The sequence below is a fragment of the Acidovorax sp. Root568 genome (genome assembly GCF_001427445.1).
GTDB classification, from domain to species: Bacteria; Pseudomonadota; Gammaproteobacteria; order Burkholderiales; family Burkholderiaceae_C; genus Acidovorax; species Acidovorax delafieldii.
On sequence record NZ_LMGP01000015.1, the window covers coordinates 48,898 to 74,651 of the forward strand.

The window sequence follows — 25,754 nt, forward strand, 5'->3', positions numbered from 1 at the left end:
TGTACGTGCTGGATATTCAACCTGATTGGGGCGGAGCCGGGTGGGCACCAGCCAAAAACGCCTCGATCTGCTGCACAAAGGTCTCGGGCGTGATGGGCTTGGACAGGTGTTCATTAAAGCCGACTTCGAGGGCCTTCTCGCGGTCGCCCGGCATTGAGAACGCAGTCACCGCCACCAGTGGCACCACCCGCCAGCGTGGGCTGGCGCGCAGGCCGCGAGCCACCTCGTAGCCGTTCATCACCGGCATCTGCAGGTCGCACAACACAATGTCCGGACTCTCGGCCAGGGCCAGGTCCAGCCCCACGGCACCGTTTTCGGCCGCCAGCACGCGGTGGCCAGCGGCTTCCAGCAGGTAGGTGACCAGCAGGCGGCTTGCGTCATCGTCCTCGATGACCAGAATGGTGGCGGGATGGATGGTGGTTGTCATGCCTGGGGCTCCGGCAATTGCAGAGTGAAGGTGCTGCCCAGGCCTTCGGTGCTGTCAAAACCCAGGGTGCCTCCCAGTGCTTCGGCCAGCTTGCGGCTCAGGTGCAAGCCCAGGCCTGTGCCCTCATGGTGGCGGCGGTCCGCACTCTCGACCCGCGAAAACGCCTCGAACAGCCGGGGCTGCTCCTGCAGCGGTATGCCTGGCCCGGTGTCCTGCACCCGCAGCTGAACGGCGCGGCCGGTGGGCAGCAGCAACTCCTGCAGCACCACATCCACCCTCCCCTGTTGCGTGAATTTGATGGCGTTACCCACGAGGTTGATGAGAATCTGACTGAGCGCGCGCCGGTCGGTGAGCAGCAAGACATCCACCGGCGGCGCATGCACGGCAAAGGCCAAGCCCTTGCGTCGCGCCTCCAGTTCCAGTGTCGCAGACACTTCTTCGATCAGGGTCTTGCAGTCCACGGGCTCCAGGTTCAGCGTGACCTTGTTGGCGCTGAGCTTGGCCACATCGAGTAGGTCGTTGATGAGCGACAGCAGGTGCTTGGCGCCGGTCTGCACGATGCGCAACTGCTTGTCCTGTTCAGCATTGAGCGGGCCGGGCAGCTTCATGAGCAGCGTGCCGGTAAAGCCAATGATGGCGTTGAGCGGTGTGCGCAGCTCGTGGGACATGCTGGCCAAAAAACGGTCTTTCACCAGCGCTGCGTTCTCCAGCTCCAGGTTCTTGTCGCGCAGCACCTGCTCGATGCGCTTGCGCTCCGTTACATCGCGGATGGCACTGGAGACAAACAGGCCTTCCTCCGTCTCCAGCGGGCTCAGGCTGATCTCGACCGGAAACTCGCTGCCGTCCTTGCGCAAACCGTGCAGCTCCAGCCCTGCGCCCATGGAGCGGGTACGCGGTTCGGCAAAAAAGTTGCGCCGGTGGTCGGGGTGGCGGGCGCTGAAGCGCTGGGGCACCAGCAACTCAATGGGCTGGCCCAGCAGCTCATCGCGGCTCCAGCCAAACAGTTTGACCGCCTGGGAGTTGACCAGCACGATGCGCCCTTCGCGATTGACGATGACCATGGCGTCGGGTGCGGCCTCGAGCAGGTCCTTGAACTTCTGGTCTGCGCGCTTGCGGTCGGTGATGTCGCGGATGGCGCTCATCACCATGGTGCCCTCTTCGGTGTCGATGGGGCTCAGGCTGATCTCGACCGGGAACTCGCCACCGTCCTTGCGCAGGCCATGCAGCTCCAGGCCCGCGCCCATGGTGCGCGTGCGCGGCTGGCCAAAAAACCCACTGCGGTGGCCCAGGTGGGCACCCCGGTAGCGGTGGGGTAACAACACCTCCACCGCCTGGCCCAACAACTCGGAGCGGGGGTAGCCAAACACGCGCTCGGCCTGCGAGTTGACAAGCACGATGCGCCCGGTCACGTTGACCATCACGATTGCGTCGGGGGTGGATTCGAGCAGGTCGCGAAACCGCGCCTCCAGCAGCTTGGCATCGCGCTGCACCTTGAGCTGGGTGACATCCTTCTTGCTCGACAAGAAGTACAGCACCTGCCCGGCCGCATCGCACACGGCCTTGGTCGATACATTGACATGCACCAGCGAGCCGTCCTTGCGGCGGCGCACAGCCTCCTGCACCGAAGTGCCCAGTCGCAGGGCCTCGGCGCGGAAAAGGTCCTCTTCGTGTGCGCGGCCCTGGGGCACGATCAGGTCGAGGATGGAGCGCCCCTGCACTTCGGCCTGCGAATAGCCAAAGATCAGCTCGGCCGCCGGGTTCCACTCCAGCACCACGCCCTGGGGTGATAGCACCAGCAATGCATCGGGGTTTTGCTCCCAGTACCCGGCAGAAAAGTCAGTCGCCATGCAGCCCTCTCGCTTTCTGCTTCCTGGAGAGTCAGGCGCTCCAGGGACCTTCAACGCTCGCCACATTCTGCAAAGCACACATCAGGCTTATGCCAGCAATGCCGAAGCGTCAGGCCATCTTAGGAGGGAAAGATTCAAAAAGCCAACTCTGAATTGCCAGCGCGATCATGCAGGTTGTGGGAAGAATCGGAAAGCATGCAACAGGGGCTGATCAATAGCACTGCTGCACAAAGTGGGCCTCACCATCTGTGGCGTTGCATACACTTTCCCCCGCTAGCCCCGGGGTGTGACTGTCATCGATGTCTGATCCATCCAACGATCTATGGTCGCAAGCAACACGGGCGCTTTGGCAAAGCCATCCACCAGGCGGACCAGGTGCTCGCCATGTTTGCCCAGAAGTGCGGGAAAGCTGGTGATGCCCCAGCGACGCGCTTGCGCAAAGTCCCTCTGAGTCACCTGGAGGGTGGCATCGGCCACGAAGCACTCCTGCAGCCCCTGGGCATCCAACGCCTGTACCGACAGCGCCTGAGTCACTACAGCAATCAGCACTTCTGGATCGGTCGTGTCCAAGCCGTCGGCATAAAAAGCCTTTTGCAGCGCCCGAAAAATGGCCAACAGGTTTGCACCCGGCTGACTGAGCCGAGCGGCAACCACCGCGCGACAGACAGGCTCTGTGTCGTATACAAAGCCTCGCCGAGCCAGGAGGGCCTCTCGGTCAAAGCTCAGGCCTGTCTGTGCTTCCACCTTCGCCCAGTGAAACAACCTCAAGCGCTTGCCGGCATCGTCCAATACCTCAGTAGCCCCTGCACGCAGACCACCAGTGACGATGTCGAGCTGCATTTCGGGCCGCTGGGCCAGTGCCTCGGACAGTTCTTGTCCGAAGCCGTAGCACCATGAACACATGGGGTCTCCCACAAACACCAAGCGGTGTCGCTCGCTGGCGGCGGCGTTCATTGGCGCTCCGCCATTCGGCGCCCGAATGAAATCCCATATGCGGCTGGACGCGCCAGCAGCACCGGGTCGGCAGAAGGTTCGATGCCATCCGGCAGAGCCAGGGGATTGAAAAGGACGGGCTCGCAGGTCGAAGACTCGGACAAGCTCTCAATCACCAGACGCCCTGCAGTGACCTGCCGACGCTGTTCTGGCCACGCGACGGTCGGGTCGCTGGGATCGTCGGCGTCTTCAGCCAACTGCACCAAAAACCGGAAGGAAGCGGGTCCTCTGGCAAGTCGCTCCTTCAGCTCTGCCGCGAGAAAATCGTCGGGTAGCTGCATGCTCTGCTCCTCACTCAGCCGCTGCTCTCCCGCCTCCGGCTCAAAGCGCCAACGCACAAAGCGGCGTTGGTCATCCGGAGCCCGGAAGATGAATGCGTTCACGCCCCAATAAGGAGTCGTGACATAACTCGCAGGCGCAGAACGCTCGGCCAGATATTTCCCCTGGCGCAACGACTCGGGGTGAGCCAGGTTGAATGCTGCCAAGCGTTCTGGAGACGGTTTGCCGGTCACCGGGTCCGGGACGCGGGATCGGACAAACGGAGCGAAGTCCGCCGGGTCCTTCACAAAATATACCGGAGCAGACAGGTTGGCCTGCATCCAGACTGCCCCATCGGGAAGGTCCAGCTTGAGCGACAGACCACGTGTTGAGCGGCTTTTGTCCGACGTGCCGGGATTGCCCCCACCCACCGAAAACCGAGCGAGGGCTGGCACTTGGGCTCCCGAAAAAACAGTCGCTTTGCTCAGTGCTCGTGCCTCGGCAGTTCCGATGAAGAAGCCCTTCGCACACAGCCCCTTCGTCTGCGTACGACGCACGCCAGCGTGTTTGCCAAACAACGCCTCCAATGCGTCCACAGACTCTGTCAATGGTTGGGCTACTACCGCCATCGGCTGCCCAACGGCCAGCGCGAGCAACATGAGGTAGATGTAGTTTCTGAGTACCATGTTCAATCCAGCCGCAGGCTCTGCTCCATGGTGAAGCACTGGTCCCAGATGTACACATCAAAAGCCGCCAGGCGAGAAGCCCACTTGGGTGTCAACGCGTTCACACATTGGGCCGCCACGCGGTCTATGTAATTGTCAAAGACGGCCCAGGGGTTGGATTGGTCGCGGGCATCCATGCCCTCGCCCAAGGCAGTGTTCTGCAGTGCCTTGCCGGCAGCCTCCTTGAGATCTTGCAAAAACTCGTGTTGCATGGCGACGTCGGCCTTGGTACCGGCGCGTGCAACATGGCCAGAAACCAGCCAGTCGAAGTCCATCGACTTGATCTTCTCGACCTGCTTGAAGTAGCCCGGGATGTCCTGCGCCAGCGCAAGGCGTCTCCACGGCATCCATCCGGGAAAGATGACGTCCACCACCATCAACGTACGTTGCTCAGGTGCCAGGATGAAGATGTTCCCCGGCTCATGACCATTGCCGTGGTACGAAAGGTCCAGGCGCTGCCCGCCCACTTTGAGGGTGTACTTGTCGCGGAAGGTGACGCCGGGCAGCGGGCGTTTGGGATCACGTGCACGCGCCAGGATGGTTTGGGTTTCTTCGTGCGCAATGATCACAGGTCGGCGCGGCAGCGTGGCTAGCAACTCCCCTGCTGCACCGATGTGGTCAACATGGGCATGGCTGTAAATGATGTGTGTGATCGGCTTGCCCGTGACTTCACGGATGGCTTTCGCGATAAAACCGGCCAGCGGGGGCGGTGCGTCAGCCAGCACTACGCCTTTTTCGTGCACCACAAACATCGCCTGGTAGACGTTGTCGGTCACCATGTACAGGCCGCGCCCCAGTTCCTGGATTCGATAACCCTTCGCGGGGTCAATGCTGGGCCCCTTGGCAGCTTCGGGGATTTCCATGTACTTGCCGGTGCGTGCTCCAATGGCCGCAATCGCGGGCATTCCATGGTAAGGCTCCGAAGCAGCACACCCTGGGGCCGCGCACTCTTGGTGAGCCGATGCGCTGGCAGAAAAACCCAGCAGCAATGCAGTGACGCAATACAGCGCCAGCCCGCCCACTGAAGAGAGAAACGGCTTGGAGAAAGGTCGAAGAATATTCATGTCAATCTCTGATGTCGTAATGAAAGACCTTGGAGACGATCTGCCAGCGTCCGTCCAGCCAGAGCAGCGTCAGCAGGTCGATGAAATGTTTGGGCGCAATGGAGCACTGGAGTTTGGCCAGTGCCGTGACGGGGCCTACCAGGTCGATGGAGAGCACGCGGTCGGTGCGCGCTTGGCCGCTCGCCGCAGGGGCTGGGCGAGCATCCACCACCGGGAAGTACTCGTTCATGCGCCAGAAGATGGGTTGCTCTCCCACCGCCGTGGCGTACAGGGCCTGCGGATGAAACACCTTGGCCAGGCGCGTTGTGTCGCTGTGGTAAAGGCCGTCGAGGTACAGCTCCAGCACCGAATGGATGGCGGCAAAGTCAGCGGCGCTACTCATTGCGCACCGCCTTTCTTCGCCCGCTCACGCAGCACGGTCACGGTTTCGCCAGCGATGCCCCAGTGGTCGGTATCCACTTCTTCGATCACAACAAAAGTAGTGGCAGGGTTCTTGTCGAGCACCTGCACGACAAGGTCGGTAGCGCCCCGAATCAGCTGGGCCTTTTGCTCGCGCGATGCACCCTCGCGGGTGATCTGGATCTTGATGTAAGGCATGGGAGTATTCCTCAGGCTACGAGGCCTTCGGTCTGCATCGCGGCACGGACCTCGGGGCGGGCTGCCACACGCGCCATGAAGCTGCCGATGTGCTGCAGTTCCCCCAGGTCGATCTGAACAAACTTGGCCCAGCCCAGCACCACGAACAGATAGGCATCAGCGGCAGTGAAATCGCTGCCCGTGAGGTAGCTCTTGCCAGCCAGTTGTCCGTCGAGCCAGACCAGCTTCTTGTAAAGCACAGCAGCCAGCGCCTTCTTGGCATTGGCATCCACATCGCTGTGGAACAGCGGGGTGAAAGACTTGTGCAGTTCCGCCGTCACGTAGTTCTGCCACTCCATGACCCGGTAGCGCTCCAGACTGCCTGCGGGGGGCATCAGGGTGCGTGCGTCCGCCCGGTCCGCCACATATTGAGCAACTATCGGCCCTTCGGTGATCCGTGTCCCATCAGCAAGTTCGATCACAGGCACCTGGCCTTTGGGGCTGATGGCATAGAAGTCGCCGCCAGTGCTGGTGGTGTGTTTGTGGGTATCCACCTTCTCCAGCGTGAATGGCGTGCCGGTTTCGCGCAGAAGAATGTGCGTCGCCAGCGAGCATGCGCCGGGAGAGTAGTAAAGCTTGATCGAGTTCTGCATCTTGGGACTCCTTATGTCCGTGGTTGGTGATGCAGCAACTGTATTTGCGATGAAATTGACAATAAACTAGATTCATTTCAAATCACTAATTACATAAGAATCAACAATGAACCGGCAATTCGACAACCTTCGCCTGGGCAGCATTGAGTTGTTCTGCCTGACGGCGCAGCACCAGGGGTTCACTGCGGCAGCCAAGGCCACAGGACTCACCGCGGCTGCCGTGAGCCGTTCAGTGGCACGGCTGGAGGAGCGTCTGGGCGTGCGCCTTCTCATGCGCACTACGCGCCAAGTGCGCCTGACGGAGGTTGGGCAGCGCTATTACGACCAATGCCGCCAGGCGCTGACGCAACTCAGCGAGGCAGAGCGTGAGGCGTCGGGCCAGCAACTCAAGCCAGCAGGCCTTGTGCGGATGAGCCTGCCCACTTCGTACGGCCACCATCGCGTACTGCCTCTCTTGCCCGCGTTCAGCAAGAAGTACCCCGACATAGAGATAGAACTGCAGTTGTCCAACCGTAACGTGGACTTCACCGAGGAAGGTTTTGACCTCGCCATCCGTGGCCGAACACCGCCAGATTCGAGCCTGGTGGCTCGCAAGTTGGAGGACGCGGCCTTGATCGTTGTCGCAGCCCCGGCCTACCTGAAACGCCACCGCGCACCCGCTACGCCAGACGAGCTGGAACTACATGAATGCGTGCAGTTCGTGCTGCCGAGCAGCGGGCAGGTCGTTCCCTGGTTGCTGGTGCACGAGGGCCAGACCCTGGAATGGCCGACCCAGGGCAAGTTGCGCTGTGCTGATGACATCCTGGGTCAGGTCACGCTGGCCCGCGCAGGAGCAGGCCTGGTACAAACGTACCGTTTTCTGGTGGAGGAGGATCTGCGCAACGGCCAGTTGGTCGAAGTGCTGGCGGGGCATGCGGGCGCGTCACGCCCGTTTTCGCTGATCTACCCAGGCAACCGGCACATGCCCCTGCGGGTGCGGGTGCTCATCGACTATCTGGTACGCGCGCTGGGACGCTGAGGCGCAAACAAAAAACCCTGGTCCGAATGACGCACCAGGGTTCTTCTTTTATGGAGACGTTTTGAACCGCCCCGAAGCCAAGGCGGATGCGACTACATGTTGTCAATCATGACCTGCCCAAACCCCGAGCAGCTGACCTGCGTGGCACCTTCCATCAGGCGGGCAAAGTCGTAGGTCACCTTCTTGGATGCGATCGACTTCTCCAGCGAGCTGATGATCAGGTCGGCAGCCGCTGTCCAGCCCATGTGGCGCAACATCATCTCGGCCGACAGGATCTCGGAGCCGGGGTTGACGTAATCCTTGCCCGCGTACTTGGGCGCCGTGCCGTGGGTGGCTTCAAAGCAGGCCACCGAGTCGGACATGTTGGCGCCGGGGGCAATGCCGATGCCGCCCACCTGTGCCGCCAGCGCGTCAGAGATGTAGTCACCATTCAGGTTCAGCGTGGCCACGACCGAATACTCGGCCGGGCGCAGCAGGATCTGCTGCAGGAAGGCATCGGCGATGCTGTCCTTGATGGTAATTTCCTTGCCGTTCTTGGGGTTCTTGAGACGGCACCAGGGCCCGCCGTCGATGAGCTCAGCACCGAACTCCGTCTGTGCCAAGGCATAGGCCCAGTCGCGAAAGCCCCCTTCGGTGTACTTCATGATGTTGCCCTTGTGCACGATGGTCACGCTGGGCTTGTCGTTGTCGATGGCGTACTGGATGGCCTTGCGCACCAGGCGCTCCGTGCCCTCGATGGACACGGGCTTCACGCCCAGGCCGGACGTGTTAGGAAAGCGGATCTTCTTTACCCCCATCTCGTCCTGAAGGAACTTGATGAGCTTCTTGGCCTTGTCCGACTCGGCCTCGAACTCGATGCCGGCGTAGATGTCTTCCGAGTTCTCGCGGAAGATGACCATGTTGGTCTTTTCGGGTTCCTTCAGCGGCGAGGGCACGCCCTTGAAATACTGCACGGGACGCAGGCACACATACAGGTCCAACTCCTGGCGTAGCGCCACGTTCAACGAGCGGATACCGCCGCCCACGGGCGTGGTCAGCGGGCCTTTGATGGACACCACGTACTCGCGCAGCACCTGCAGGGTTTCATCGGGTAGCCACACATCGGGACCGTACACCTTGGTGGACTTTTCGCCCGCGTACACCTCCATCCAGTGGATTTTCTTTTTGCCGCCGTAGGCCTTGGCCACGGCTGCGTCCACCACTTTGATCATGACGGGCGTGATGTCCAAGCCGGTGCCGTCACCTTCGATGAAGGGGATGATGGGCTCGTCCGGCACATTCAGGGACATGTCGGCGTTGACGGTGATTTTCTGGCCTTCGGCAGGCACCACGATGTGCTGGTAGGTGGTCATGGGTGGGGAGTCTCCGATGTGCGCCGAGTCTGATTCGGTCGATGAGGGGCAAAGCGAGGAAAAGAAGCACCGCCGCAGGCGCGCCAGTGTGGTTTCAAACCATTCTAATGACAAAAAATTTCGTCCAAGACCCTGTCAACGGGCCGCGCGCTGCTATCGTTGCGAGTGGAGCCGTACGGAATTCGTCCGGCCCTTCAACCTTCGTTCACACTGGAAACGGCATATATGAAAAAACTCCTCGCTGTCCTCGTGGCCGGTCTGTTCACTGCTGGTGCTTTTGCACAGGCACCCGCAGCCGCCCCTGCCACCACCGCTCCCGCAGCCGCTCCCATGACGGCCCAGGCAGCAGCACCGGCCACCAAGAAGGTCGCCAAGAAAAAGACCACCAAAAAGGTCGCCAAGAAGAAAACCGCCCACAAGGCCGCCTGAAACATCGCAAGGCCTGACATACCCACCACGGGGCCCTCAGGCCTTCGCTGATTCAAAAACCGCCCGCTCCTGCGGGCGTTTTCTTTGGTGCTGCGCATGCTCTGCGCACCGCCTGAACTTTTTGCGAGCGCTGCAGTCCGTCCCTGGCGCAGCTGCCGCACCCTGTGTTGTCTTTTTTGCCAGAAAGTCCCGCCCATGACCGCCTCACGCGCCCTCCCAGCCTTCCCGCTTCCCGCACTGCGCGGGGCGACCGGTGTTCCCAGCCGTGCCCGCCGCGCCGTCGGGGCCTGGGGGGTTTGGCTGGCGGCATGTGCACTGGCCGCGCCCGCTGGGGTCGCCCAGGCGCAGGAAGGCCCGCAGATGAACCTGCGGCGCGTGGAACTGACGGCCGGCATGCACCGCATCGACGCCCAGGTCGCCCTCACCCCCCAGGAGCGCCAGACCGGCCTGATGCACCGCAAGGAAATGCCCGCGCACGAAGGCATGCTCTTTGTGTTTGAGCAGCCCTCCCAGCAATGCTTCTGGATGAAGAACACCTTGCTGCCCCTGACGGCGGCCTTCGTTGCCGATGACGGCACCATCGTGAACCTGGAGGACATGAAGCCCCAGACACTGGATTCACACTGTTCGGCCAAGCCCGTGCGCTACGTGCTGGAGATGAACCAGGGCTGGTTTGCCAAGAAAGGCATCAAGGCCGGGGCCAAACTCAGTGGGACTCCGTTTGCCCGGCAGTGACGTCAAGGGCTTCTGATGCTACACATTCAATAGCAACAGAACCATAATTCACTAACGCATCCAGTCGGAAACACTTCAAATTTTCTGCCGTGCAACAAAAAACGGCCCTCGGGCCGTTTTTTGTTGCCTGCGCGGTGCGAGGTCACACCGCGACTGTCTGGAGCGATCAGGCGAAGTTGGCTTCAGCAAACTTCCAGTTCACCAGCTTGTCGAGGAAGGTTTCGACGAACTTGGGACGCATGTTGCGGTAGTCGATGTAATACGCGTGTTCCCACACGTCCACCGTCAGCAGGGCCTTGTCGGCGGTGGTCAGGGGCGTGCCAGCGGCGCCGGTGTTGACGATGTCCACGCTGCCGTCAGCCTTCTTCACGAGCCAGGTCCAGCCCGAACCGAAGTTGCCCACGGCGGACTTCACAAAGGCTTCCTTGAAGGCGGCGTAGCTGCCCCACTTGGCGTTGATGGCTGCGGCCAGCGCGCCAGAAGGCTCACCGCCACCCTGGGGAGCCATGCAGTTCCAGAAGAAGGTGTGGTTCCAGATTTGCGCAGCGTTGTTGTAGATGCCACCGCTGGCCTTCTTGATGATCTCTTCCAGCGTCAGGGATTCGAACTCGGTGCCCTTTTGAAGGTTGTTGAGGTTCACCACGTAGGCGTTGTGGTGCTTGCCGTGGTGGTACTCCAGGGTTTCCTGGCTGTAGTGCGGGGCCAGGGCGTCGATGGCGTAGGGCAGCGGGGGAAGAGTGTGTTCCATGGTGGTGTTTCCTCGTGGTTTGAAATTCTGGGATGCCGTCTGCAACGCGGGCTTTCCTGAGCAATGCAGTCGGACACAGCGCGAAGGGGGCATTGTAGGAACATCAGGTGACCTGTGCAGCATGTGGGCTCCCGGTTCCCCACCCGCAACGCCACAAACCGCCGCTGTCCTACAAAAAAGCCCTGCAGCCCTCGCCCTCCGCAATCCGCTCACAGCAACCGTGGCTGCGACACCGTCACATCCACAGCGCCGTCGGCCAGCGTGGCCCGCAGCGCGTCGCCCGGCTGGGCCTGGCGCACGCTGGTCACCGCCTGGCCGCTGGTGTCGGTCAGCAGCGCATAACCGCGCTGCAGTACCAAGCGTGGGTCCAGCAGCTCCAACCGCAAGGCAGCACGGTCCAGCCGCTCGGCGTGCTGCGCAGCACTGCGTTGCAGAGCCTGGGGCAATTGGGTTTCCAGTGTTTGCTGGCGTTGCGCCAGGCGCTGCATTTTCAGGAGCACCCCATGGCGCATGCGCTGCGCAAGGCGCGCCAGTTGCAGCTGTTGGCGCGCCACCAGCCCTGAGGGACGGCCGAGGCGGGCTGCAGCCTGGTCCAGACGCTGGTGGCGGGTATCCAGTTGGCGCTGCACACCATCGCTGAGGCGGCCTGCCAGCAACCCCAGCGCGCCCAGCCAGACCTCGCGCGGCTGGGCCACCAGCTCGGCCGCCGCAGTGGGGGTGGGTGCACGCAGATCGGCGCAAAAGTCAGCGATGGTGAAATCGGTCTCATGCCCCACCCCGCTGACCAGGGGCACCGGGCTTTGCACGATGGTGCGGGCAAGTTGCTCGTCGTTGAAGGCCCACAGGTCCTCGATGGAGCCACCTCCACGGACCAGCAAAATCACGTCAATGGGCGGATGCCGGTTCGAATCAGCCCCAGGCGCCTGCCCCGCTTGCGCGAGCAGATACAGTTTTGATAGCGCCGCAATGATCGACGGCGGGGCTGCCACACCCTGGACCTGCGCTGGCACCAGCACCACCGGAATGTGCGGCACACGCCGGCGCAACGCCGTGACCACATCGTGCAGCGCGGCTGCGCCGGCTGACGTGACCAGGCCAATGCCGCGGGGCTGCAGCGGCAGCGGGCGCTTGCGCGCCGTGTCGAACAGGCCTTCGGCGTCAAGCTGCGCCTTGAGCCGCAGGAACTGCTCGAACAACGCGCCCTGCCCCGCGCGCTGCATGCTTTCCACGATGAACTGCAGGTCGCCACGTGCCTCATACACACCGAGACGCCCGCGCACTTCCACCAATTCACCATCGCGCGGCGAAAAGTCAAGCAGCGTGGCTGCGCGGCGGAACATGGCGCAGCGCAACTGCCCGTTGGCGTCCTTGATCGAAAAATAACAATGACCGCTGGACGCGCGCGAGAAGCCCGTGATCTCGCCGCGCACCGCGACAGGATTGAAGCGCGCCTCCAGGGCATCAGCAATGGCGCGGCACAGCGCGCCAACTTCCCAGATACGGGGCGCCGCTGCTGGACTTGAGCGATCAAACATGAGAAACGGCGCGCGTTGGCGCCGCGCCCCCCCGGCGAGTACTCCACAGTTTCGAGCCAGCGGGAGTTGCCTTCAAACTGGGCACCCCAATCGGCTGCAAAACACGAGAACACGTGCAAGTTGTTGATTTATATACATTTTTCACTGCACAATTTTTCATCAATCTGTTGCAAGCACGGCGCGAAGCCACTTTGCGAGGCTGTGGATATGGGTTGCCCACAAAGTTATCCACAGTTTTTGTGGGTGAGCGCGGTGATGGGTGGCGTGCGCGATAACGTAACGGTTTGTGACGCGGTGGCCGCCGCAAGCTAGGCCATAATCGCCGATTGCTTTCATCTGCGCGGAGAGAGATTTGCTGTCCATCATACAAGCCGCAGGCTGGCCCATCTGGCCCCTGATCGCGTGTTCCGTCCTGGGACTGGCACTGATTTTTGAACGTTTTCTGGCCCTGAAAACGGCCCGCGTGGCCCCCCCCAAACTCCTCGACGAAGCCATCACGGTGTCGTCCAAGGCCTTGCCCACCCCCGACGTGGTGAACCAGCTGGCCCAGAACTCGGCCCTGGGTGAAGTGCTGGCCAGCGGCCTGCGTACCCTCAACAGCAACCCCCAGTGCAGCGAAACCGACCTGCGCGCCGCCATGGAAGGCACCGGCCGCGCGGTGGCGCACCGGCTAGAGAAGTACCTGTCGGCCCTGGCCACCATCGCTTCAGCCGCGCCGCTGCTGGGCCTGCTAGGCACCGTCATCGGCATGATCGAAATCTTTGGCTCGCAGGCTGGCGGCGGCGGTGTGGGCCAGGCCATGGGTGGCGGCAACCCGGCCCAGCTGGCGCATGGCATCTCCATCGCGCTCTACAACACCGCGTTTGGCCTGATCGTGGCGATCCCCTCGCTGATCTTCTGGCGCTACTTCCGGGCCCGCGTGGACGCGTATCTGCTCACGCTGGAGCTGGCGTCGGAGCAATTTGTTCGCCACATCCTGCGCCTGCGCAAAGCCAAGTAAGCGCCATGAACTTTCGTCCCCGCGCCAAGGATGAGCCCGAGATCAACCTGATCCCGTTCATCGACGTGCTGCTGGTGATCCTCATCTTTCTGATGCTCACCACCACCTACAGCAAGTTCACGGAGCTGCAACTCACCCTGCCCGTGGCCGATGCCGAGCAGCAGCGCGACCATCCCAAGGAAGTGATCGTGTCGGTGGCCTCAGACGGCCGCTACGCCGTCAACAAGACCGGCGTGGAAGGCAAGAGTGTGGATGCCATCGCCCAGGCTCTGCGCAGTGCTGCCACCGCAGGCCGCGACAGCGTGGTCATCATCAGCGCCGACGCCATGTCGCCACACCAGTCCGTGGTCACCGTGATGGAAGCCGCGCGCCGCGTGGGCCTCACGCAGATCACGTTTGCCACGCAGTCGTCCGCGTCGGGACGCGCGGCCAGCCGCTGACGGGCATGGCCGCTTCCGGGCCGCAGCCGCCCCGGGCTTCGGCCCCGCAGGTCTCTCTGCCCACGGCCGAACAACGGCTTCACAACATCTGGCAGTCCCGGGGTCCAGCGGCTTGGGCACTGTGGCCCGTTTCCCTGATGTATGGCGCGTTGGTGGCGCTGCGCCACTGGCTGTATCGCAGGGGCTGGCTTCGCTCCGAACACCCGGGCCGCCCCGTCGTCGTGGTGGGCAACGTGATTGCCGGAGGCGCCGGCAAGACCCCGGTAGTCATCGCACTCGCCAAACACCTGCAGGCGCGCGGCCTGCGCGTGGGCGTGATTTCGCGCGGCTATGGCCGCAGCACGCACGACTGCCGTGCGGTGCTGCCTGACAGCCTGGCCAGTGAGGTGGGCGACGAGCCCGCCCTGATTGCCCGCAGCGTGGCAGCGGGTGGCACAGTGCCTGTGTTTGTGGCCCCGCGCCGCATCGCTGCTGCATGCGCGCTGCTGGCCGCGCACCCTGACACCGACGTTCTTATTTGCGATGACGGCTTGCAGCACCTGGCGCTGCAGCGGGACTTGGAGATCTGCATCTTCAATGACCAGGGCATCGGCAACGGATTTCTGCTGCCTGCCGGCCCGCTGCGGGAGCCCTGGCCCCGCGCCGTGGACATCGTGCTGCACGCAGGCAGTGCGCCGCCGCACGGGACCAAGGCGCCTGCATTTGAGCTGCAGCGTAGCCTGGGGCCCTATGCCCTGCGGTCGAACGGCCAGCAGGTGCCACTGGCCCAATTGCAGGGGCAACCGCTGCATGCGGTGGCAGCCGTGGCCAGGCCCAGCGAGTTTTTTGCCATGCTGCGCACCCAGGGCCTGGCGCTGGAGCGCACCGAGGCCCTGCCAGATCACTATGATTTTGATAGCTGGCAGCGCACATCCGACCAGCGCATGCAGCTTGTTTGCACTGAAAAAGACGCCGTGAAGCTCTGGACCCGCCATCCTGACGCACTGGCTGTTCCCCTGGTCGCGCAGATGGACCCGCAATTTTTTACCGCCCTCGATGCCTGGCTCCATCGAATTGCGACCGGCCCAGGAGCCCAAAGGCCGCCGCTATCATCTGCCCCTGCCTGAACGAACCCTCTCGGAAAGCTCCTCCCCCATGGACCCCAAACTGCTTGAACTGCTGGTCTGCCCCGTCACCAAAGGACCCCTGACCTATGACCGCGAGGCGCAGGAACTCGTGTCGCGCAGCGCGCGGCTGGCCTACCCGGTGCGCGACGGAATTCCGGTGTTGCTGGAAAACGAAGCACGCACCCTGACCGACGGGGAACTGGAGCAGTGAGCGCACCCGTGCCCGCCGTAGCCCACCCCCCTTTCACCGTGCTGATCCCGGCACGCATGGCTTCAAGCCGCTTGCCAGACAAGCCTCTGGCCGACATTGCGGGCCTGCCCATGGTGGTGCGCGTGGCCCAGCGTGCTGCGCAGAGCGCCGCAACCCGCGTCGTGGTGGCGGCCGACGATGCACGCATCCTGCAAGCTTGCGCAGTGCATGGCGTGGATGCCGTCATGACGCGCGCCGACCACGCCAGCGGCAGCGACCGGCTGGCCGAGGCCTGCATACAGCTGGGGCTGGACGGCGACGACATCGTGGTCAATGTGCAGGGTGACGAGCCGCTGATAGACCCCGGCCTCATCAATGCAGTGGCAAGCCTGCTGCAAGGCCGAGATGGAACGCGCCCTGAAGCCAGCATGGGCACCGCTGCCCATGCCATTGCGTCCCTGGCCGACTACACCAACCCCAATGTGGTGAAGGTGGTGCTGGACGCGCGGGGTCTGGCCCATTACTTCAGCCGTGCACCCATCCCTTTTGGCCGCGACCACGCGGGCACGGCCTGGTGGGAGGGCGCGGCACAGGCCGCCCAGCCCGGCGTCAAGGCACTGCAAGGCTTTGCACCGCTGCGGCACGTGGGCATCTACAGCTATCGCGCAGGGTTCTTGCGGAAATTTCCGCAGCTGGCGCCAGCACCGACCGAGGCGGTGGAGGCCCTGGAGCAGCTGCGCGCACTCTGGCATGGCCACCACATCGCCGTGCACCTGGCAGACGCAGCGCCCGGCCCTGGCGTGGATACGCCGGAGGACCTGGAGCGGGTGCGCGCGCTGTTTCGCTGAAATCTCTCTGGCGCCGCCGTGCGGTGTGCTCGGCGGACGCACTTTCAACGCACTGGGGACGTACAGCGGGGCGCCGTGGTGGGCACGTGGAGGCGCTGACCTAGAAACGGTCACCCATGTAAGTCAGCGCAAGGTGGTCACATGCTATCCTCAACTGTAACGAGAGCACCGCATCCCGGGCGCACAGAACGGCTTCAGGCGCCCTTCGAACGTCCCCGCCAGCGGCGCCACCCGATTTCTAACCTTCGAGGACATCCATGAGACTGATTCTGTTGGGCGCGCCTGGCGCCGGAAAGGGCACGCAAGCCACGTTCATCTGCCAGAAGTACGGCATCCCCCAGATCTCCACCGGCGACATGCTGCGCGCAGCGGTCAAGGCCGGCACCCCCCTGGGCCTGCAGGCCAAGGCAGTGATGGATTCGGGCGCCCTGGTCAGTGACGACATCATCATCGGTCTCGTTAAAGAGCGCATCACGCAGGCAGACTGTGCCAACGGCTTCCTGTTCGACGGTTTCCCCCGCACCATTCCCCAGGCCGACGCCATGAAGGTCGCAGGCGTCAAGCTGGACTATGTGCTCGAAATCGATGTGCCCTTTGACGCCATCATCGAACGCATGAGCGGCCGCCGCTCGCACCCCGCCAGCGGCCGCACCTACCACGTCAAGTTCAACCCCCCCAAGGTGGAAGGCAAGGACGACGTGACCGGCGAAGAACTGATCCAGCGCGAAGACGACAAGGAAGAAACCGTCAAGAAGCGCCTGCAGGTCTACAGCGACCAGACGCGCCCTCTGGTGGATTACTACAGCAACTGGGCCAAGGATGAACCCGCTGTAGCGCCCAAGTACCGCGCCATCAGCGGAACCGGCAGTGTGGACGAGATCACCGCACGCGCGCTGCAGGCGCTGGCCAGCTGATACATTGAACCAGGAGCAAAAAACCGCCTGACACACGTTGGGCGGTCAAGCCCCATCAAAGCGACGCACCGCACCAGGGCGTCGCTTTTTTCATGGGCCGCCTTGAAGCACGGCAGCCGCGACAGCCGCCTGCTGCGGGCGTGTGCGTTGACTCAGGCAGGACTGGACCGCAGGCCGTAGGCTTTGCCGTCCACAAACAGGTACTCGGCGCGCAGTACCGCCTCGCCCTTTTCGTCCCGCAGGCCAAAACCCACGACTGATACGGCGGTGCCTGGCTTGATCTCTGGCACCTGCCACGCCTGCATGCGGGTCAAAGGCGCCAGCTCAATCTCCCAGACGCGGTCCTTGCGGGTGGGGAGCACCGTTCTAGCCAGCAGCGCGCGGCCATCCACGGGCGCTGTCTGCGCAGGGATGGCACGTTGCGCAAGGTCCGCTGGCAACCGGAGCGCTGCGGGCGGTTCCAGCTCCAGCTCTGCGTGTGGGTTTTGCCAGCGCACTTTGCGCACTGTGCCCTCCAGATACAGCGGTCGGTCTGCATCGAAACTGCTCCAGCCATGGTGGGCGTGCACCCCCAAAGGCAAGGCACTGGCGGCGATCAGCACATGACGACGTTGCAAGCCCATAAAGACTCCCGTAGGAATAAAACCCGGTTCAAGGGGCCATATCAAAGGTACGCAATCCAGCGGCCACAGGCCACCACCGACAGCCAGATCACGGTGGACACCAGCATCTGCAGACGTGCCAACCCGTCCAGGCGTGCAAGCGAACCGCGTGCATGAAACCACGCCGCGTTACAGCCCGCAAGCATTAACAACAGCATCTTCAAGGTAAAGGCGCGGTTGCTGAGCAGCTCCGCAGGCTGGGTGGCAAACATCAACAGACCCGATACTGCCGCCAATCCAAAGCCGCACACGGCCAAAGTCAGACCCAGCCGCGCGAGGTCTTTCATCGGCAAGGCCGCACCGCGCCCAAACACCCGCAACTCCAGCAACACCAGATTGCCCAGCAACAGCGCAATGCCCACAATGTGGACGACTTCGAGCGCGGGATAAGCCCAGGCGTGTGTCTTGAGTGCGGTGAACACGGCTGGCAGTCCTTTTCGATCAATCCGCCCGCAGCAAATCCAGCATCAGAGCAACCCTCGCCTTGACCGGCGACAGGCCCTGCGAGGCGGGCAGCGCATCCCCCGGCTTGGGCAGCACCTGCCCCTCCGCGCAGCGGGTGGAGCGCACCACCCGCACCCCGGCGTCCTGCGCACGCACCAAAGCGGCCTCCAGATCGTGGTGGATCGTGCCATTGCCGGTGCAGGCCACCACCAGGCCCTGCACGCCCTCTCGCACCAGCGCATCTACCGCCCTGCCCGATGCCCCCGCATGGTTCATGACGATTTCCACCCACGGCCAAGCCACAGCGTTCACTATATTATTCATAGCGCTATCGGCATGATTGACATGCGCTACCGGGCTATTGCATGCCCAGCGGACCACGCCCTCTTCCACCCATCCCAAAGGACCGGCCTCGCCCGAGCTGAAGGCATTGACGCGGTAGGGATGCACCTTTTGCACATGCCGTGCGCCATGCACTTCACCCGCCGCAACAGCCAGCACACCTGTGGCACCGGGTGCCAATACCGTTGCCACAGCGTCCAGCAGATTCTGGGGTCCATCGGGGGTCAGGGCTGTGGCGGGCCGCATGGCGCAGGTGAGCACCACGGGCTTGCGCGCATCCAGCGCCTCGTGCAAAAACCACGCGGTCTCTTCCAGGGTGTCCGTGCCATGGGTGATGACCACACCTCTCACCTCCGGGTCGCTCAAATGGTGCGCGCACCGCAGAGCCAGCGTGCGCCACACCTCGCAATCCATGTCCTTGCTGTCGATCTGCGCCACCTGCTCAGCAGCCAAGGCGCCCCCTGCCAATGCCTGCAGGCCTGGCACGGCCGTCAGAAGTTGCTCCACCCCCACCTGGGCAGCGGTGTAGCCGATGTTGTCTCCCGCCTGTGCAGAGGTGCCCGCAATCGTGCCACCGGTGCCCAAAACCACAATTTTTTGCCCACTCACTTGCATACTCCGAAAAACTGGTGAAAAATACAGTTACTGGATTAAAAAACAGTTGTTCGCCACTGTAACCGCCTGCACCGGAAACCACCATGCTCGACAACCCCAAACTCACCGCCCGCCAGCAGCAGATTCTGGATCTCATCCAGACCGCTATCGCACGCACCGGCGCGCCTCCCACCCGCGCAGAAATCGCGGCCGAGCTGGGTTTCAAGTCAGCCAACGCGGCCGAAGAGCACCTGCAGGCCCTAGCCCGCAAAGGGGTGATCGAACTGGTCAGCGGCACCTCGCGCGGCATCCGCTTGCGCGGAGACACAGTTCGCTCCATCAACGCAGCCCGTGGCAACCAATTCAGTCTGCCCATCCCGGGTCTGTCGCAGCTGGTCTTGCCCCTGGTAGGTCGGGTGGCTGCGGGGTCGCCCATTCTCGCGCAGGAACATGTGGACCAGACCTACAGTGTGGAAAACAGCCTCTTCCAACACAAGCCCGACTACTTGCTCAAGGTGCGGGGCATGTCCATGCGCGACGCCGGCATCATGGACGGTGACTTGCTCGCCGTGCAGTCCACCCGTGAGGCTCGCAATGGTCAGATCATCGTGGCCCGCCTGGGCGATGATGTCACCGTCAAGCGACTTCGCCGCACGGCCACTGCCATCGAGTTGCTGCCCGAAAACCCCGACTATCCCGTGATCGTGGTGCAGCCCGGCGAGCCTTTCGAAATCGAAGGACTGGCAGTGGGACTTATCCGCAACACCATGCTGATGTAGCGTGTGCCCCAGGGGCCGCACCGTGGGTGGCGGGCGTTTGGTGAACGGATACAACCGATTCACCAGCCCTGCGGTGCAGGTCCCGTTGAATGCCAAGGCCTCTCAGGCAATGCTTGATGGATCGGCGGAGCAGCTGTCTGCACGGTCGAGGGATCAACTCGCACTGCGTCTGTCTGCACTGGTGTTCGACCACTTTGCAATCCTGCCTATGTTCAACCCCCGACTTTCGGAGTTTTCACATGGGAATTGCTTTGTTCACCCTGTCTGCTGTGCAGAACCCTCTTCGCAGTCTTAAAAAGCTGCTTGCCAACCCAGCCAGTGCACCCAAAGACCGACTGGACCTGCAGGCACTGCCAGTCGGCATGAGACGTGCCAGGCCAGGCAACGCCCCAGCATCGGCCTCCCGCAGCGACGACGCCCAAACCCTGGTCCCCAGCAACTCCACAGAGCCACTGGCACAACGTCCATTGCGCGGAAATTGGCCCTTTACCGCCAAACCTCCAGTACAAACGCCAGAAAGCCCGACCAGATCCGCTGCCACCCACCGCTCCTTCCTGCCAACACACATGGCCGGCAGCAAACGTCAGGCCTTTTTGGCGTCAGTGGGTGCAGACAACTGCCCACCACAATCCACCCGGGTGCTGCGCCGGGCCTCTGACGCAGGCACCTGCCGCCTGGTAATTGCCGGCCGCATGGCCGATGTGTGCGCAGAGCTGGACCGCCTGGCAGCATCCGAGGCGCTCCGGGCCTGATTCGCAGAGCACAGCAGGCGCCACGAGCGCCAAGCCCTCTTCTACGCCCCGCGCACCAAGGCTGCGGCAATGTCAGGCAGTGCTCGATCCGCAAACGTCTAACACCGGGGCACCGGCAGGTCCAAAAAACAGCACCAGGCTGCAGCAGTCGTGGTGCATGGCACTCTCTGAGTCCGGACTTCCGTGCACGCGCAGTGCAAGAAGTACGTCCACGGGGCCCATGCAGCACTCAGTCACCAAAAAACCGCAGGCTTTGGTATGCCCAGCACGGCCCCTGTGGCATTCCGCTGCGCCCGCCAAGGCACAATGTCGGCATGAATATTGTGATCCTCGACGATTACCAGGATGCAGTGCGCAAGCTGCATTGCGCCTCTCGGCTCGACGCATACACCGCCAAGGTGTACACCAACACGGTCAAAGGGCTGGGGCAGCTTTCGGTGCGACTCAAAGACGCCGACATCATTGTGCTGATCCGCGAACGGACCCAGATCACACGCCAACTGGTCGAAAAGCTCCCGCGCCTCAAGCTCATCGCCCAAACTGGCAAGATTGGGAGCCATATTGATGTAGCGGCATGTACTGAGCGGGGGATCGCCGTGGCAGAAGGGGTCGGCTCCCCTGTGGCTCCCGCCGAGCTGACCTGGGCCCTGGTGATGGCCTCCATGCGCCGCCTGCCCCAATACATCTCCAACCTCAAGCATGGCGCTTGGCAGCAGTCCGGTCTCAAGACCGCATCGATGCCCCCCAACTTCGGAGTCGGCAGCGTACTGCGGGGTAAAACACTGGGTATCTGGGGCTACGGCCGCATCGGACAACTGGTGGCCGGCTATGGACGGGCGTTTGGCATGAACGTGCGCGTCTGGGGGCGTGAAGCCTCGCGCGCGCAGGCGCTGACGGATGGATACCAGGCCGCCGCCACGCGCGAAGAGTTTTTTTCGCAGTGCGACGTGATCTCGTTGCACCTGCGCCTGAACGACGAAACGCGCGGCATCATCTCGCTTGAAGACCTCTCGTGCATGAAGCCCACCTCGCTGCTGGTCAACACGTCCCGTGCAGAATTGATTGAACCCGACGCGCTCATCGCAGCACTCAACCGGGGTCGCCCGGGCCTGGCGGCCGTGGACGTGTTTGAGAGCGAACCCATCCTGCAAGGCCACGCCCTGCTCCGCCTGGAAAACTGCATCTGCACGCCACACATCGGGTACGTGGAGCAGGACAGCTACGAGCTCTACTTTGGTGCAGCTTTCGACAATGTGGTGAATTTCATCAAAGGCACGCCTACCAACATCGTGAATCCTGGCTCGCTACAAGTCAGGCGCTAACCGATCAAACCGTTGCGGCGTTGGCAACGCTGACTACACCGCGCAATTAAAAAAGGCTTCCCGAGGGAAGCCTTTTTTGCGATTGCTGCAAGGCACCGAAATGCCCCGCAGCAGAAAGCAACACTCCAATTACAGAGGTGTCTTCTTGCCGTCCTTGTAGACGTACAGCGTGATCGCTGGGTTCTTCATTTCGCCGTTGGGTTCGAAGGCGATGGTGGAGGTCACGCCCTTGAAGTTGGACTTGGCGAGTTCGTTCACGTACACCTTGGGGTCCACGGAGTTGGCGCGCTTCATAGCGTCCACCAGCAGGAACGTGGCGTCATAGGTGTAGGGGCTGTACACCTGGAACTGGTTGGGGTACTTGGCGTCGTACTTGGCCTTCCAGGCCGTACCGCCAGGCATCTTGGCCAGCGAGGAGCCGCCTTCCGCGCAGATCACGTTAGCCAGGGTCTTGGCACCGGCAGCCAGCTTGGCGATTTCGGACGTGCAGACGCCGTCACCACCGAAGTACTTGACGTTGGCCATGCCCAGCTGTTCCATCTGGCGCAGCATGGGACCGGCTTGAGGGTCCATACCACCGTAGAACACGGCATCAGGGTTCTTGGCCTTGATGGCGGTCAGGATGGCCATGAAGTCCGTGGCCTTGTCGGTCGTGAACTGCTCGTCCACCACCTTCATGCCCTTGGCCGTAGCGGTCTTCTTGAACACGTCGGCAACACCTTGGCCGTAAGCAGTACGGTCATCGATAATGGCAACGGTCTTGAGCTTCAGCGTGTCCACAGCGTAGAAAGCCAGACCAGCGCCCAGGGCGTTGTCGTTGGCGATGATACGGAACGTGGTCTTGTAGCCAGGCTTGGTCAGGTTGGGGTTGGTCGCAGCGCCCGTCACCATGGGGATGCCGCAATCGTTGTACACCTTGGAGGCGGGGATCGTCGTACCGGAGTTGAGGTGGCCTACAACGCCAGCGACCTTGGAGTCGCACAGCTTTTGTGCGGCAGCAGTGCCCTGCTTTGGATCGGCAGCGTCATCTTCAGCCTGCAGCTCGAACTTGATCTTCTTGCCGCCGATGGTGACGCCTTGAGCGTTCAGCTCTTCAATGGCCATGCGGGCGCCATTTTCGTTGTCCTTGCCGTAGTGGGCTTGGGCGCCGGAAACCGGAGCCACGTGGCCGATCTTGACCACCTGCTCTTGTGCAGAGGCCACACCAGCAACAGCCGCGATAGCAGCAACCACGGTCAGTTTCAACTTCAATTGCATATCAAATCTCCAGTAAAGATAAACGCTGAGAATCTTCTTGTGTCTCAACGCAGGCGAACATATCGCAATTTACGGGCCAGATCATTAGGGAACACGATTAAACGCAAGAGAAACCACAGGGGAATACCCTGTCATCCCTTGGCCACAGGGGGCGCACCACTAGCCAGCTCGTCCGCCACCGCCTCGTACACCGCATGCCGTACCACCGATTCGATCTCTTCGCGCAGACGCGGAAGCACTGACCGCGTCTGCTCCTGCACCACTGTGGCGATTGCTTCGCGCAAGCGCTGGTCCAGCACTACATCCACGCGCTGCATGACGCGGTGCACCATGTACTCCTCCATCCCATCTGGCAAGGCGCGGGCCGCAACGGGCGCAGCCCCTGGCTTTGGGCCAGCAGGGGTGGCAGCATGAACCGCCGGGCGAGGTTGGACATGGGATAACGTAGAACGTGATGCCGGGGGAGCGGCCACAGGGATTGGCGCAGCCACCGGAGAGGCCACAGGACGCTCTGTGGCGGGGGGCGCAGCGACCTGCGCCGCACCAGCCGGTCGCGCAGTGGGCAATGCAGGCCTGGCCAACGCCACAGACTGCGACGGCGACAGGACGGTGGTGCGGACCGCCGGATTTGAAGCCCCCGGCGCGAGGGGCGCCACGCCAGGCACCTGCACCACTTCGGTGAGCGTGGGTACAAACCGCGGAGGGGTTTTGGGTGGGAGCGCCATCATCCCGCTTTCAACACCAGATCATGGCGGGTAATGGCGTAACCCCGGGACGCGTAGTGGCGCCAGCGCGCACGTGCCTGGGCACGGTCAGCTTCGTCTTGGGCGCTTACCACTTCGACCAGACGGTCAAACCGGCCAAAACCTTCCGGGACTTCCGCATTCAGGTTCAACAGCACTTCGTGATGCAGTGCCAGGCGTGCATCCTGCGCCAGCAACACCGGAGAGGCCTGAACCAGCTCCTCGTCCGAGTCGGCGTGGCAATGGGCCACAAAGTCCTGCGGGGCCAACAACCAGAGCATGCGGTCCAGCGCCTGAAGCGCATCCGCAGGCGCGGCAATGACCAAACGAGCCCCGCTGCGCTGCACCTTGCGCGCAAACCGGCATGCGTAGGCCAGCTTGTCGGGTGCGTTGAAGTGAAAGGCTACCTCGGTCATGACGCGTCACGCAGCCTTGGTGCTGGAGGACCGCTTGGCGGCTGGCTTGCCCACAGCTCCAGCAGCGGCCGTCCTGGTCACGGAGCGTGACGCGGACTTGGGTGCCTTGGCTTGTCGGACCTGCGACCTGGACTGCTCCAGCACATAGTGCACCAGCAGGCCAACCGGGCGTCCTGTGGAACCCTTGGCCGCGCCTCCCTTCCAGGCAGTACCCGCAATGTCCAGGTGAGCCCAGGGCATGTCGCCGACGAACTTCTGCAAGAACTTGGCAGCGGTGATGGAGCCACCCGCACGGCCCGCCACGTTGCCCATATCGGCAAAGTTGCTCTTCAAGCCATCTGCATAGTCATCGTCCAGCGGCATGCGCCAGCAGAGGTCTTGCGCGGCCTCACCAGCTGCCTGCAAGGACTCCGCCAGACCGTCGTTATTGGCAAACAAACCACTGCGTACGCCCCCCAACGCGATCACGCAGGCGCCGGTCAGCGTCGCAATATCCACCACGGCGGCAGGCTTGAATCGCGCTGCATAGGTCAACGCATCACACAATACCAGGCGCCCCTCCGCGTCGGTGTTCAAAATCTCGATGGTCTGGCCGCTCATGCTGGTGACCACATCGCCAGGTTTGACAGAACGCCCGTCCGGCATGTTTTCGCAGGCGGGGATCAGGCCCACCACATTGATGGCAGGCTGCAGTTCGCCCAGCGCGCGGAAGGTGCCCAGCACGCTGGCAGCGCCGCACATGTCGAATTTCATCTCGTCCATCTCGGGCGCGGGCTTGATCGAGATGCCGCCGGTGTCAAAGGTGATGCCCTTGCCCACCAGCACGATGGGTGCCTGGTCCTTGGCAGCGCCGTTGTAGCGCAGCTCGATGAAACGCAGGGGCTCTTCAGAGCCCTTTGCCACAGCCATGAAGGCGCCCATGCCCAGACGCGCCACCTCTGCCGGGCCATGGACCTTGCACTGGATGCGTGGCAGCTTGGCCAGGGTTTTGGCCGCATCCGCCAGCTGGCTGGGGGTGGCATGGTTGGCTGGGCGGTTGCCCCACTCCCTCGCAAACTCCACACCAGCGACCAGAGCGACCCCGCTGTCAAACCCGTCATGCGCACCGGCGGCATCGGGCACACCCACCACACAGCGACTCAGGCTGCGTGCCTCCGCCTTGGTCTTGGTGGTGGTGTAGACATAGCTCACGTCTGCCACCGCCTGCACGGCAGCGCTGACAGACGCCGCCGAGGCTGCGCCGGCAAAACACAGCACCACGCGCTTGGTCTGGGGCGCCTTGATGGCACCACCCAGTGCCTGCAGCGCCTGGCGCGTTGCGCGCGCCGATCCATCGCCCAACCCCACCAGCACCACGCGGCGGGCTGCAACGGCAGGCACCTGGTACAGCTGTAGGTGCTTGCCCGCCTTGGTGGTCAGATCTCCGTTCTTGAGTGCCAAGGCCGCCAGAGCAGAAAGCGCGTCCTTGCCCGGCTTGAAGCCCTCGGGAAGCAGGACGATCAGCAGGTCGCATTTCTCCGAGGCTGCCGCAGCAAGTTCAAGGGTCTTGAGATCAAAGTTCATAATTGGTGTTTTCCTTCCAGCC

The 25,754-nt window shown here is 62.8% G+C and carries 30 protein-coding genes; 12 read left to right on the top strand and 18 right to left on the bottom strand.

Annotated elements, in window-relative coordinates; all coding sequences use genetic code 11:
- Positions 1-16: 16 nt before the first annotated feature.
- The 8 genes from ASD75_RS12070 to gstA all read right to left on the bottom strand — a co-directional run bounded on the left by ASD75_RS12070 (position 17) and on the right by gstA (position 6,543).
- On the bottom strand, positions 17-427 hold the full coding sequence (locus tag ASD75_RS12070) for a response regulator (RefSeq protein WP_056062437.1): 411 nt from the start codon (positions 425-427) through the stop codon (positions 17-19).
- Positions 424-2,274: a PAS domain S-box protein gene (locus ASD75_RS12075; RefSeq protein WP_056062435.1), complete on the bottom strand. Its 1,851-nt coding sequence runs from the start codon at positions 2,272-2,274 to the stop codon at positions 424-426. Before ASD75_RS12075 ends, ASD75_RS12070 begins: the two co-directional genes overlap by 4 nt.
- Before the next feature lie 273 nt (positions 2,275-2,547).
- Entirely contained in the window at positions 2,548-3,228 is a 681-nt protein-coding gene (locus ASD75_RS12080; RefSeq protein ID WP_056745986.1) for a DsbA family protein, read from the bottom strand.
- On the bottom strand, positions 3,225-4,211 hold the full coding sequence (locus tag ASD75_RS12085; protein WP_056745988.1) for a catalase family peroxidase: 987 nt from the start codon (positions 4,209-4,211) through the stop codon (positions 3,225-3,227). The genes ASD75_RS12080 and ASD75_RS12085 overlap by 4 nt, the downstream gene beginning before the upstream one ends.
- 2 nt (positions 4,212-4,213) lie before the next feature.
- Positions 4,214-5,314, bottom strand: a complete 1,101-nt coding sequence (locus tag ASD75_RS12090) for an MBL fold metallo-hydrolase (protein WP_200947592.1) — start codon at positions 5,312-5,314, stop codon at positions 4,214-4,216.
- 1 nt (position 5,315) lies between these two features.
- A complete protein-coding gene (locus ASD75_RS12095) occupies positions 5,316-5,696 on the bottom strand; it encodes a nuclear transport factor 2 family protein (protein WP_056745992.1) in 381 nt (126 codons plus the stop codon).
- Positions 5,693-5,911, bottom strand: coding sequence for a 4-oxalocrotonate tautomerase family protein (locus ASD75_RS12100; RefSeq protein WP_056062421.1), 219 nt, complete (start codon positions 5,909-5,911; stop codon positions 5,693-5,695). Before ASD75_RS12100 ends, ASD75_RS12095 begins: the two co-directional genes overlap by 4 nt.
- An 11-nt stretch (positions 5,912-5,922) precedes the next feature.
- On the bottom strand, positions 5,923-6,543 hold the full coding sequence (gene gstA / locus ASD75_RS12105) for a glutathione transferase GstA (protein WP_235511613.1): 621 nt from the start codon (positions 6,541-6,543) through the stop codon (positions 5,923-5,925).
- A gap of 106 nt (positions 6,544-6,649) precedes the next feature.
- Here gstA and ASD75_RS12110 point away from each other — a divergent pair, with 106 nt between their 5' ends.
- Positions 6,650-7,561 carry a LysR family transcriptional regulator gene (locus tag ASD75_RS12110; protein ID WP_056745994.1) on the top strand — a complete coding sequence of 304 codons (912 nt, stop codon included), beginning with the start codon at positions 6,650-6,652 and terminating at the stop codon, positions 7,559-7,561.
- Positions 7,562-7,653: 92 nt separating this feature from the next.
- On the opposite strand, the gene icd is transcribed toward ASD75_RS12110, so the two are convergent.
- The gene (gene icd, locus ASD75_RS12115) at positions 7,654-8,913 is read right to left on the bottom strand and encodes an NADP-dependent isocitrate dehydrogenase (protein ID WP_056745996.1); all 1,260 of its coding nucleotides are present in this window, start codon (positions 8,911-8,913) and stop codon (positions 7,654-7,656) included.
- A 225-nt stretch (positions 8,914-9,138) separates the two neighbouring features.
- Here icd and ASD75_RS12120 point away from each other — a divergent pair, with 225 nt between their 5' ends.
- A complete protein-coding gene (locus ASD75_RS12120; protein ID WP_056644838.1) occupies positions 9,139-9,342 on the top strand; it encodes a hypothetical protein in 204 nt (67 codons plus the stop codon).
- A gap of 195 nt (positions 9,343-9,537) precedes the next feature.
- A complete protein-coding gene (locus ASD75_RS12125; protein ID WP_099730139.1) occupies positions 9,538-10,077 on the top strand; it encodes a DUF192 domain-containing protein in 540 nt (179 codons plus the stop codon).
- Between the two features lie 166 nt (positions 10,078-10,243).
- Here the strand turns inward: ASD75_RS12125 and ASD75_RS12130 are convergent, their stop codons facing one another.
- Both ASD75_RS12130 and xseA read right to left on the bottom strand, forming a co-directional pair.
- Positions 10,244-10,825 carry a superoxide dismutase gene (locus ASD75_RS12130; protein ID WP_056062412.1) on the bottom strand — a complete coding sequence of 194 codons (582 nt, stop codon included), beginning with the start codon at positions 10,823-10,825 and terminating at the stop codon, positions 10,244-10,246.
- 209 nt (positions 10,826-11,034) lie between these two features.
- Positions 11,035-12,360: an exodeoxyribonuclease VII large subunit gene (xseA, locus tag ASD75_RS12135; protein WP_056745998.1), complete on the bottom strand. Its 1,326-nt coding sequence runs from the start codon at positions 12,358-12,360 to the stop codon at positions 11,035-11,037.
- Positions 12,361-12,712: 352 nt separating this feature from the next.
- Here xseA and ASD75_RS12140 point away from each other — a divergent pair, with 352 nt between their 5' ends.
- From ASD75_RS12140 to adk, 6 genes are all read left to right on the top strand, one after another.
- On the top strand, positions 12,713-13,360 hold the full coding sequence (locus tag ASD75_RS12140) for a MotA/TolQ/ExbB proton channel family protein (protein WP_056062406.1): 648 nt from the start codon (positions 12,713-12,715) through the stop codon (positions 13,358-13,360).
- Between the two features lie 5 nt (positions 13,361-13,365).
- Entirely contained in the window at positions 13,366-13,800 is a 435-nt protein-coding gene (locus ASD75_RS12145) for a biopolymer transporter ExbD (RefSeq protein ID WP_056746000.1), read from the top strand.
- Between the two features lie 5 nt (positions 13,801-13,805).
- The gene (lpxK, locus tag ASD75_RS12150) at positions 13,806-14,906 is read left to right on the top strand and encodes a tetraacyldisaccharide 4'-kinase (protein WP_056746002.1); all 1,101 of its coding nucleotides are present in this window, start codon (positions 13,806-13,808) and stop codon (positions 14,904-14,906) included.
- Positions 14,907-14,934: 28 nt separating this feature from the next.
- Positions 14,935-15,117 (top strand): Trm112 family protein, encoded by a 183-nt coding sequence (locus tag ASD75_RS12155; protein ID WP_056746004.1) that lies wholly within the window; start codon positions 14,935-14,937, stop codon positions 15,115-15,117.
- Complete coding sequence (gene kdsB / locus ASD75_RS12160; protein WP_082565010.1) at positions 15,114-15,944, top strand: 3-deoxy-manno-octulosonate cytidylyltransferase; 831 nt, start codon at positions 15,114-15,116, stop codon at positions 15,942-15,944. The genes ASD75_RS12155 and kdsB overlap by 4 nt, the downstream gene beginning before the upstream one ends.
- 257 nt (positions 15,945-16,201) lie before the next feature.
- Positions 16,202-16,858 (top strand): adenylate kinase, encoded by a 657-nt coding sequence (adk, locus tag ASD75_RS12165; protein WP_056746006.1) that lies wholly within the window; start codon positions 16,202-16,204, stop codon positions 16,856-16,858.
- A 152-nt stretch (positions 16,859-17,010) separates the two neighbouring features.
- Here the strand turns inward: adk and ASD75_RS12170 are convergent, their stop codons facing one another.
- From ASD75_RS12170 to ASD75_RS12180, 3 genes are read right to left on the bottom strand one after another with little or no spacing between them, the layout of a single operon-like run.
- The gene (locus ASD75_RS12170) at positions 17,011-17,481 is read right to left on the bottom strand and encodes a DUF6152 family protein (protein WP_056746008.1); all 471 of its coding nucleotides are present in this window, start codon (positions 17,479-17,481) and stop codon (positions 17,011-17,013) included.
- A gap of 41 nt (positions 17,482-17,522) precedes the next feature.
- Complete coding sequence (locus ASD75_RS12175) at positions 17,523-17,942, bottom strand: hypothetical protein (RefSeq protein ID WP_056062387.1); 420 nt, start codon at positions 17,940-17,942, stop codon at positions 17,523-17,525.
- Between the two features lie 19 nt (positions 17,943-17,961).
- Positions 17,962-18,921, bottom strand: a complete 960-nt coding sequence (locus ASD75_RS12180) for an asparaginase (protein ID WP_056746010.1) — start codon at positions 18,919-18,921, stop codon at positions 17,962-17,964.
- A gap of 83 nt (positions 18,922-19,004) precedes the next feature.
- On the opposite strand from ASD75_RS12180, the gene lexA reads away from it, so the two are divergent.
- From lexA to ASD75_RS12195, 3 genes are all read left to right on the top strand, one after another.
- Positions 19,005-19,679, top strand: a complete 675-nt coding sequence (lexA, locus tag ASD75_RS12185) for a transcriptional repressor LexA (RefSeq protein WP_056062380.1) — start codon at positions 19,005-19,007, stop codon at positions 19,677-19,679.
- Positions 19,680-20,245: 566 nt separating this feature from the next.
- Positions 20,246-20,431 (top strand): hypothetical protein, encoded by a 186-nt coding sequence (locus ASD75_RS12190; protein WP_056746012.1) that lies wholly within the window; start codon positions 20,246-20,248, stop codon positions 20,429-20,431.
- 314 nt (positions 20,432-20,745) lie between these two features.
- Positions 20,746-21,753: a D-2-hydroxyacid dehydrogenase family protein gene (locus ASD75_RS12195; protein ID WP_056746014.1), complete on the top strand. Its 1,008-nt coding sequence runs from the start codon at positions 20,746-20,748 to the stop codon at positions 21,751-21,753.
- 129 nt (positions 21,754-21,882) lie between these two features.
- Here ASD75_RS12195 and ASD75_RS12200 read toward each other — a convergent pair whose 3' ends face one another.
- The 4 genes from ASD75_RS12200 to ASD75_RS12215 all read right to left on the bottom strand — a co-directional run bounded on the left by ASD75_RS12200 (position 21,883) and on the right by ASD75_RS12215 (position 25,732).
- Entirely contained in the window at positions 21,883-23,010 is a 1,128-nt protein-coding gene (locus ASD75_RS12200) for a branched-chain amino acid ABC transporter substrate-binding protein (RefSeq protein ID WP_056062370.1), read from the bottom strand.
- Positions 23,011-23,141: 131 nt separating this feature from the next.
- Positions 23,142-23,735 (bottom strand): hypothetical protein, encoded by a 594-nt coding sequence (locus ASD75_RS24300; protein ID WP_082565027.1) that lies wholly within the window; start codon positions 23,733-23,735, stop codon positions 23,142-23,144.
- Positions 23,735-24,169 carry a DNA polymerase III subunit chi gene (locus ASD75_RS12210; protein WP_056746016.1) on the bottom strand — a complete coding sequence of 145 codons (435 nt, stop codon included), beginning with the start codon at positions 24,167-24,169 and terminating at the stop codon, positions 23,735-23,737. Before ASD75_RS12210 ends, ASD75_RS24300 begins: the two co-directional genes overlap by 1 nt.
- 6 nt (positions 24,170-24,175) lie before the next feature.
- Positions 24,176-25,732, bottom strand: coding sequence for a leucyl aminopeptidase (locus tag ASD75_RS12215; RefSeq protein ID WP_056746018.1), 1,557 nt, complete (start codon positions 25,730-25,732; stop codon positions 24,176-24,178).
- Positions 25,733-25,754 lie beyond the last annotated feature (22 nt).

What these genes read in the sequence shown, in the direction of transcription:
- ASD75_RS24300 (WP_082565027.1), bottom strand. Translation starts at nt 23,735, where the DNA reads ATGGCGCTCCCACCCAAAACCCCTCCGCGGTTTGTACCCACGCTCACC.
- ASD75_RS12200 (WP_056062370.1), bottom strand. Translation starts at nt 23,010, where the DNA reads ATGCAATTGAAGTTGAAACTGACCGTGGTTGCTGCTATCGCGGCTGTT.
- ASD75_RS12080 (WP_056745986.1), bottom strand. Translation starts at nt 3,228, where the DNA reads ATGAACGCCGCCGCCAGCGAGCGACACCGCTTGGTGTTTGTGGGAGAC.
- ASD75_RS12125 (WP_099730139.1), top strand. Translation starts at nt 9,538, where the DNA reads ATGACCGCCTCACGCGCCCTCCCAGCCTTCCCGCTTCCCGCACTGCGC.
- adk (WP_056746006.1), top strand. Translation starts at nt 16,202, where the DNA reads ATGAGACTGATTCTGTTGGGCGCGCCTGGCGCCGGAAAGGGCACGCAA.
- ASD75_RS12085 (WP_056745988.1), bottom strand. Translation starts at nt 4,211, where the DNA reads ATGGTACTCAGAAACTACATCTACCTCATGTTGCTCGCGCTGGCCGTT.
- ASD75_RS12145 (WP_056746000.1), top strand. Translation starts at nt 13,366, where the DNA reads ATGAACTTTCGTCCCCGCGCCAAGGATGAGCCCGAGATCAACCTGATC.
- icd (WP_056745996.1), bottom strand. Translation starts at nt 8,913, where the DNA reads ATGACCACCTACCAGCACATCGTGGTGCCTGCCGAAGGCCAGAAAATC.
- ASD75_RS12210 (WP_056746016.1), bottom strand. Translation starts at nt 24,169, where the DNA reads ATGACCGAGGTAGCCTTTCACTTCAACGCACCCGACAAGCTGGCCTAC.
- ASD75_RS12180 (WP_056746010.1), bottom strand. Translation starts at nt 18,921, where the DNA reads ATGCAAGTGAGTGGGCAAAAAATTGTGGTTTTGGGCACCGGTGGCACG.
- ASD75_RS12070 (WP_056062437.1), bottom strand. Translation starts at nt 427, where the DNA reads ATGACAACCACCATCCATCCCGCCACCATTCTGGTCATCGAGGACGAT.
- lexA (WP_056062380.1), top strand. Translation starts at nt 19,005, where the DNA reads ATGCTCGACAACCCCAAACTCACCGCCCGCCAGCAGCAGATTCTGGAT.
- ASD75_RS12095 (WP_056745992.1), bottom strand. Translation starts at nt 5,696, where the DNA reads ATGAGTAGCGCCGCTGACTTTGCCGCCATCCATTCGGTGCTGGAGCTG.
- ASD75_RS12170 (WP_056746008.1), bottom strand. Translation starts at nt 17,481, where the DNA reads ATGGGCTTGCAACGTCGTCATGTGCTGATCGCCGCCAGTGCCTTGCCT.
- ASD75_RS12100 (WP_056062421.1), bottom strand. Translation starts at nt 5,911, where the DNA reads ATGCCTTACATCAAGATCCAGATCACCCGCGAGGGTGCATCGCGCGAG.
- gstA (WP_235511613.1), bottom strand. Translation starts at nt 6,543, where the DNA reads ATGCAGAACTCGATCAAGCTTTACTACTCTCCCGGCGCATGCTCGCTG.
- xseA (WP_056745998.1), bottom strand. Translation starts at nt 12,360, where the DNA reads ATGTTTGATCGCTCAAGTCCAGCAGCGGCGCCCCGTATCTGGGAAGTT.
- ASD75_RS12110 (WP_056745994.1), top strand. Translation starts at nt 6,650, where the DNA reads ATGAACCGGCAATTCGACAACCTTCGCCTGGGCAGCATTGAGTTGTTC.
- ASD75_RS12195 (WP_056746014.1), top strand. Translation starts at nt 20,746, where the DNA reads ATGAATATTGTGATCCTCGACGATTACCAGGATGCAGTGCGCAAGCTG.
- ASD75_RS12090 (WP_200947592.1), bottom strand. Translation starts at nt 5,314, where the DNA reads ATGAATATTCTTCGACCTTTCTCCAAGCCGTTTCTCTCTTCAGTGGGC.
- ASD75_RS12155 (WP_056746004.1), top strand. Translation starts at nt 14,935, where the DNA reads ATGGACCCCAAACTGCTTGAACTGCTGGTCTGCCCCGTCACCAAAGGA.
- ASD75_RS12215 (WP_056746018.1), bottom strand. Translation starts at nt 25,732, where the DNA reads ATGAACTTTGATCTCAAGACCCTTGAACTTGCTGCGGCAGCCTCGGAG.
- ASD75_RS12130 (WP_056062412.1), bottom strand. Translation starts at nt 10,825, where the DNA reads ATGGAACACACTCTTCCCCCGCTGCCCTACGCCATCGACGCCCTGGCC.
- lpxK (WP_056746002.1), top strand. Translation starts at nt 13,806, where the DNA reads ATGGCCGCTTCCGGGCCGCAGCCGCCCCGGGCTTCGGCCCCGCAGGTC.
- ASD75_RS12075 (WP_056062435.1), bottom strand. Translation starts at nt 2,274, where the DNA reads ATGGCGACTGACTTTTCTGCCGGGTACTGGGAGCAAAACCCCGATGCA.
- ASD75_RS12190 (WP_056746012.1), top strand. Translation starts at nt 20,246, where the DNA reads ATGGCCGGCAGCAAACGTCAGGCCTTTTTGGCGTCAGTGGGTGCAGAC.
- ASD75_RS12120 (WP_056644838.1), top strand. Translation starts at nt 9,139, where the DNA reads ATGAAAAAACTCCTCGCTGTCCTCGTGGCCGGTCTGTTCACTGCTGGT.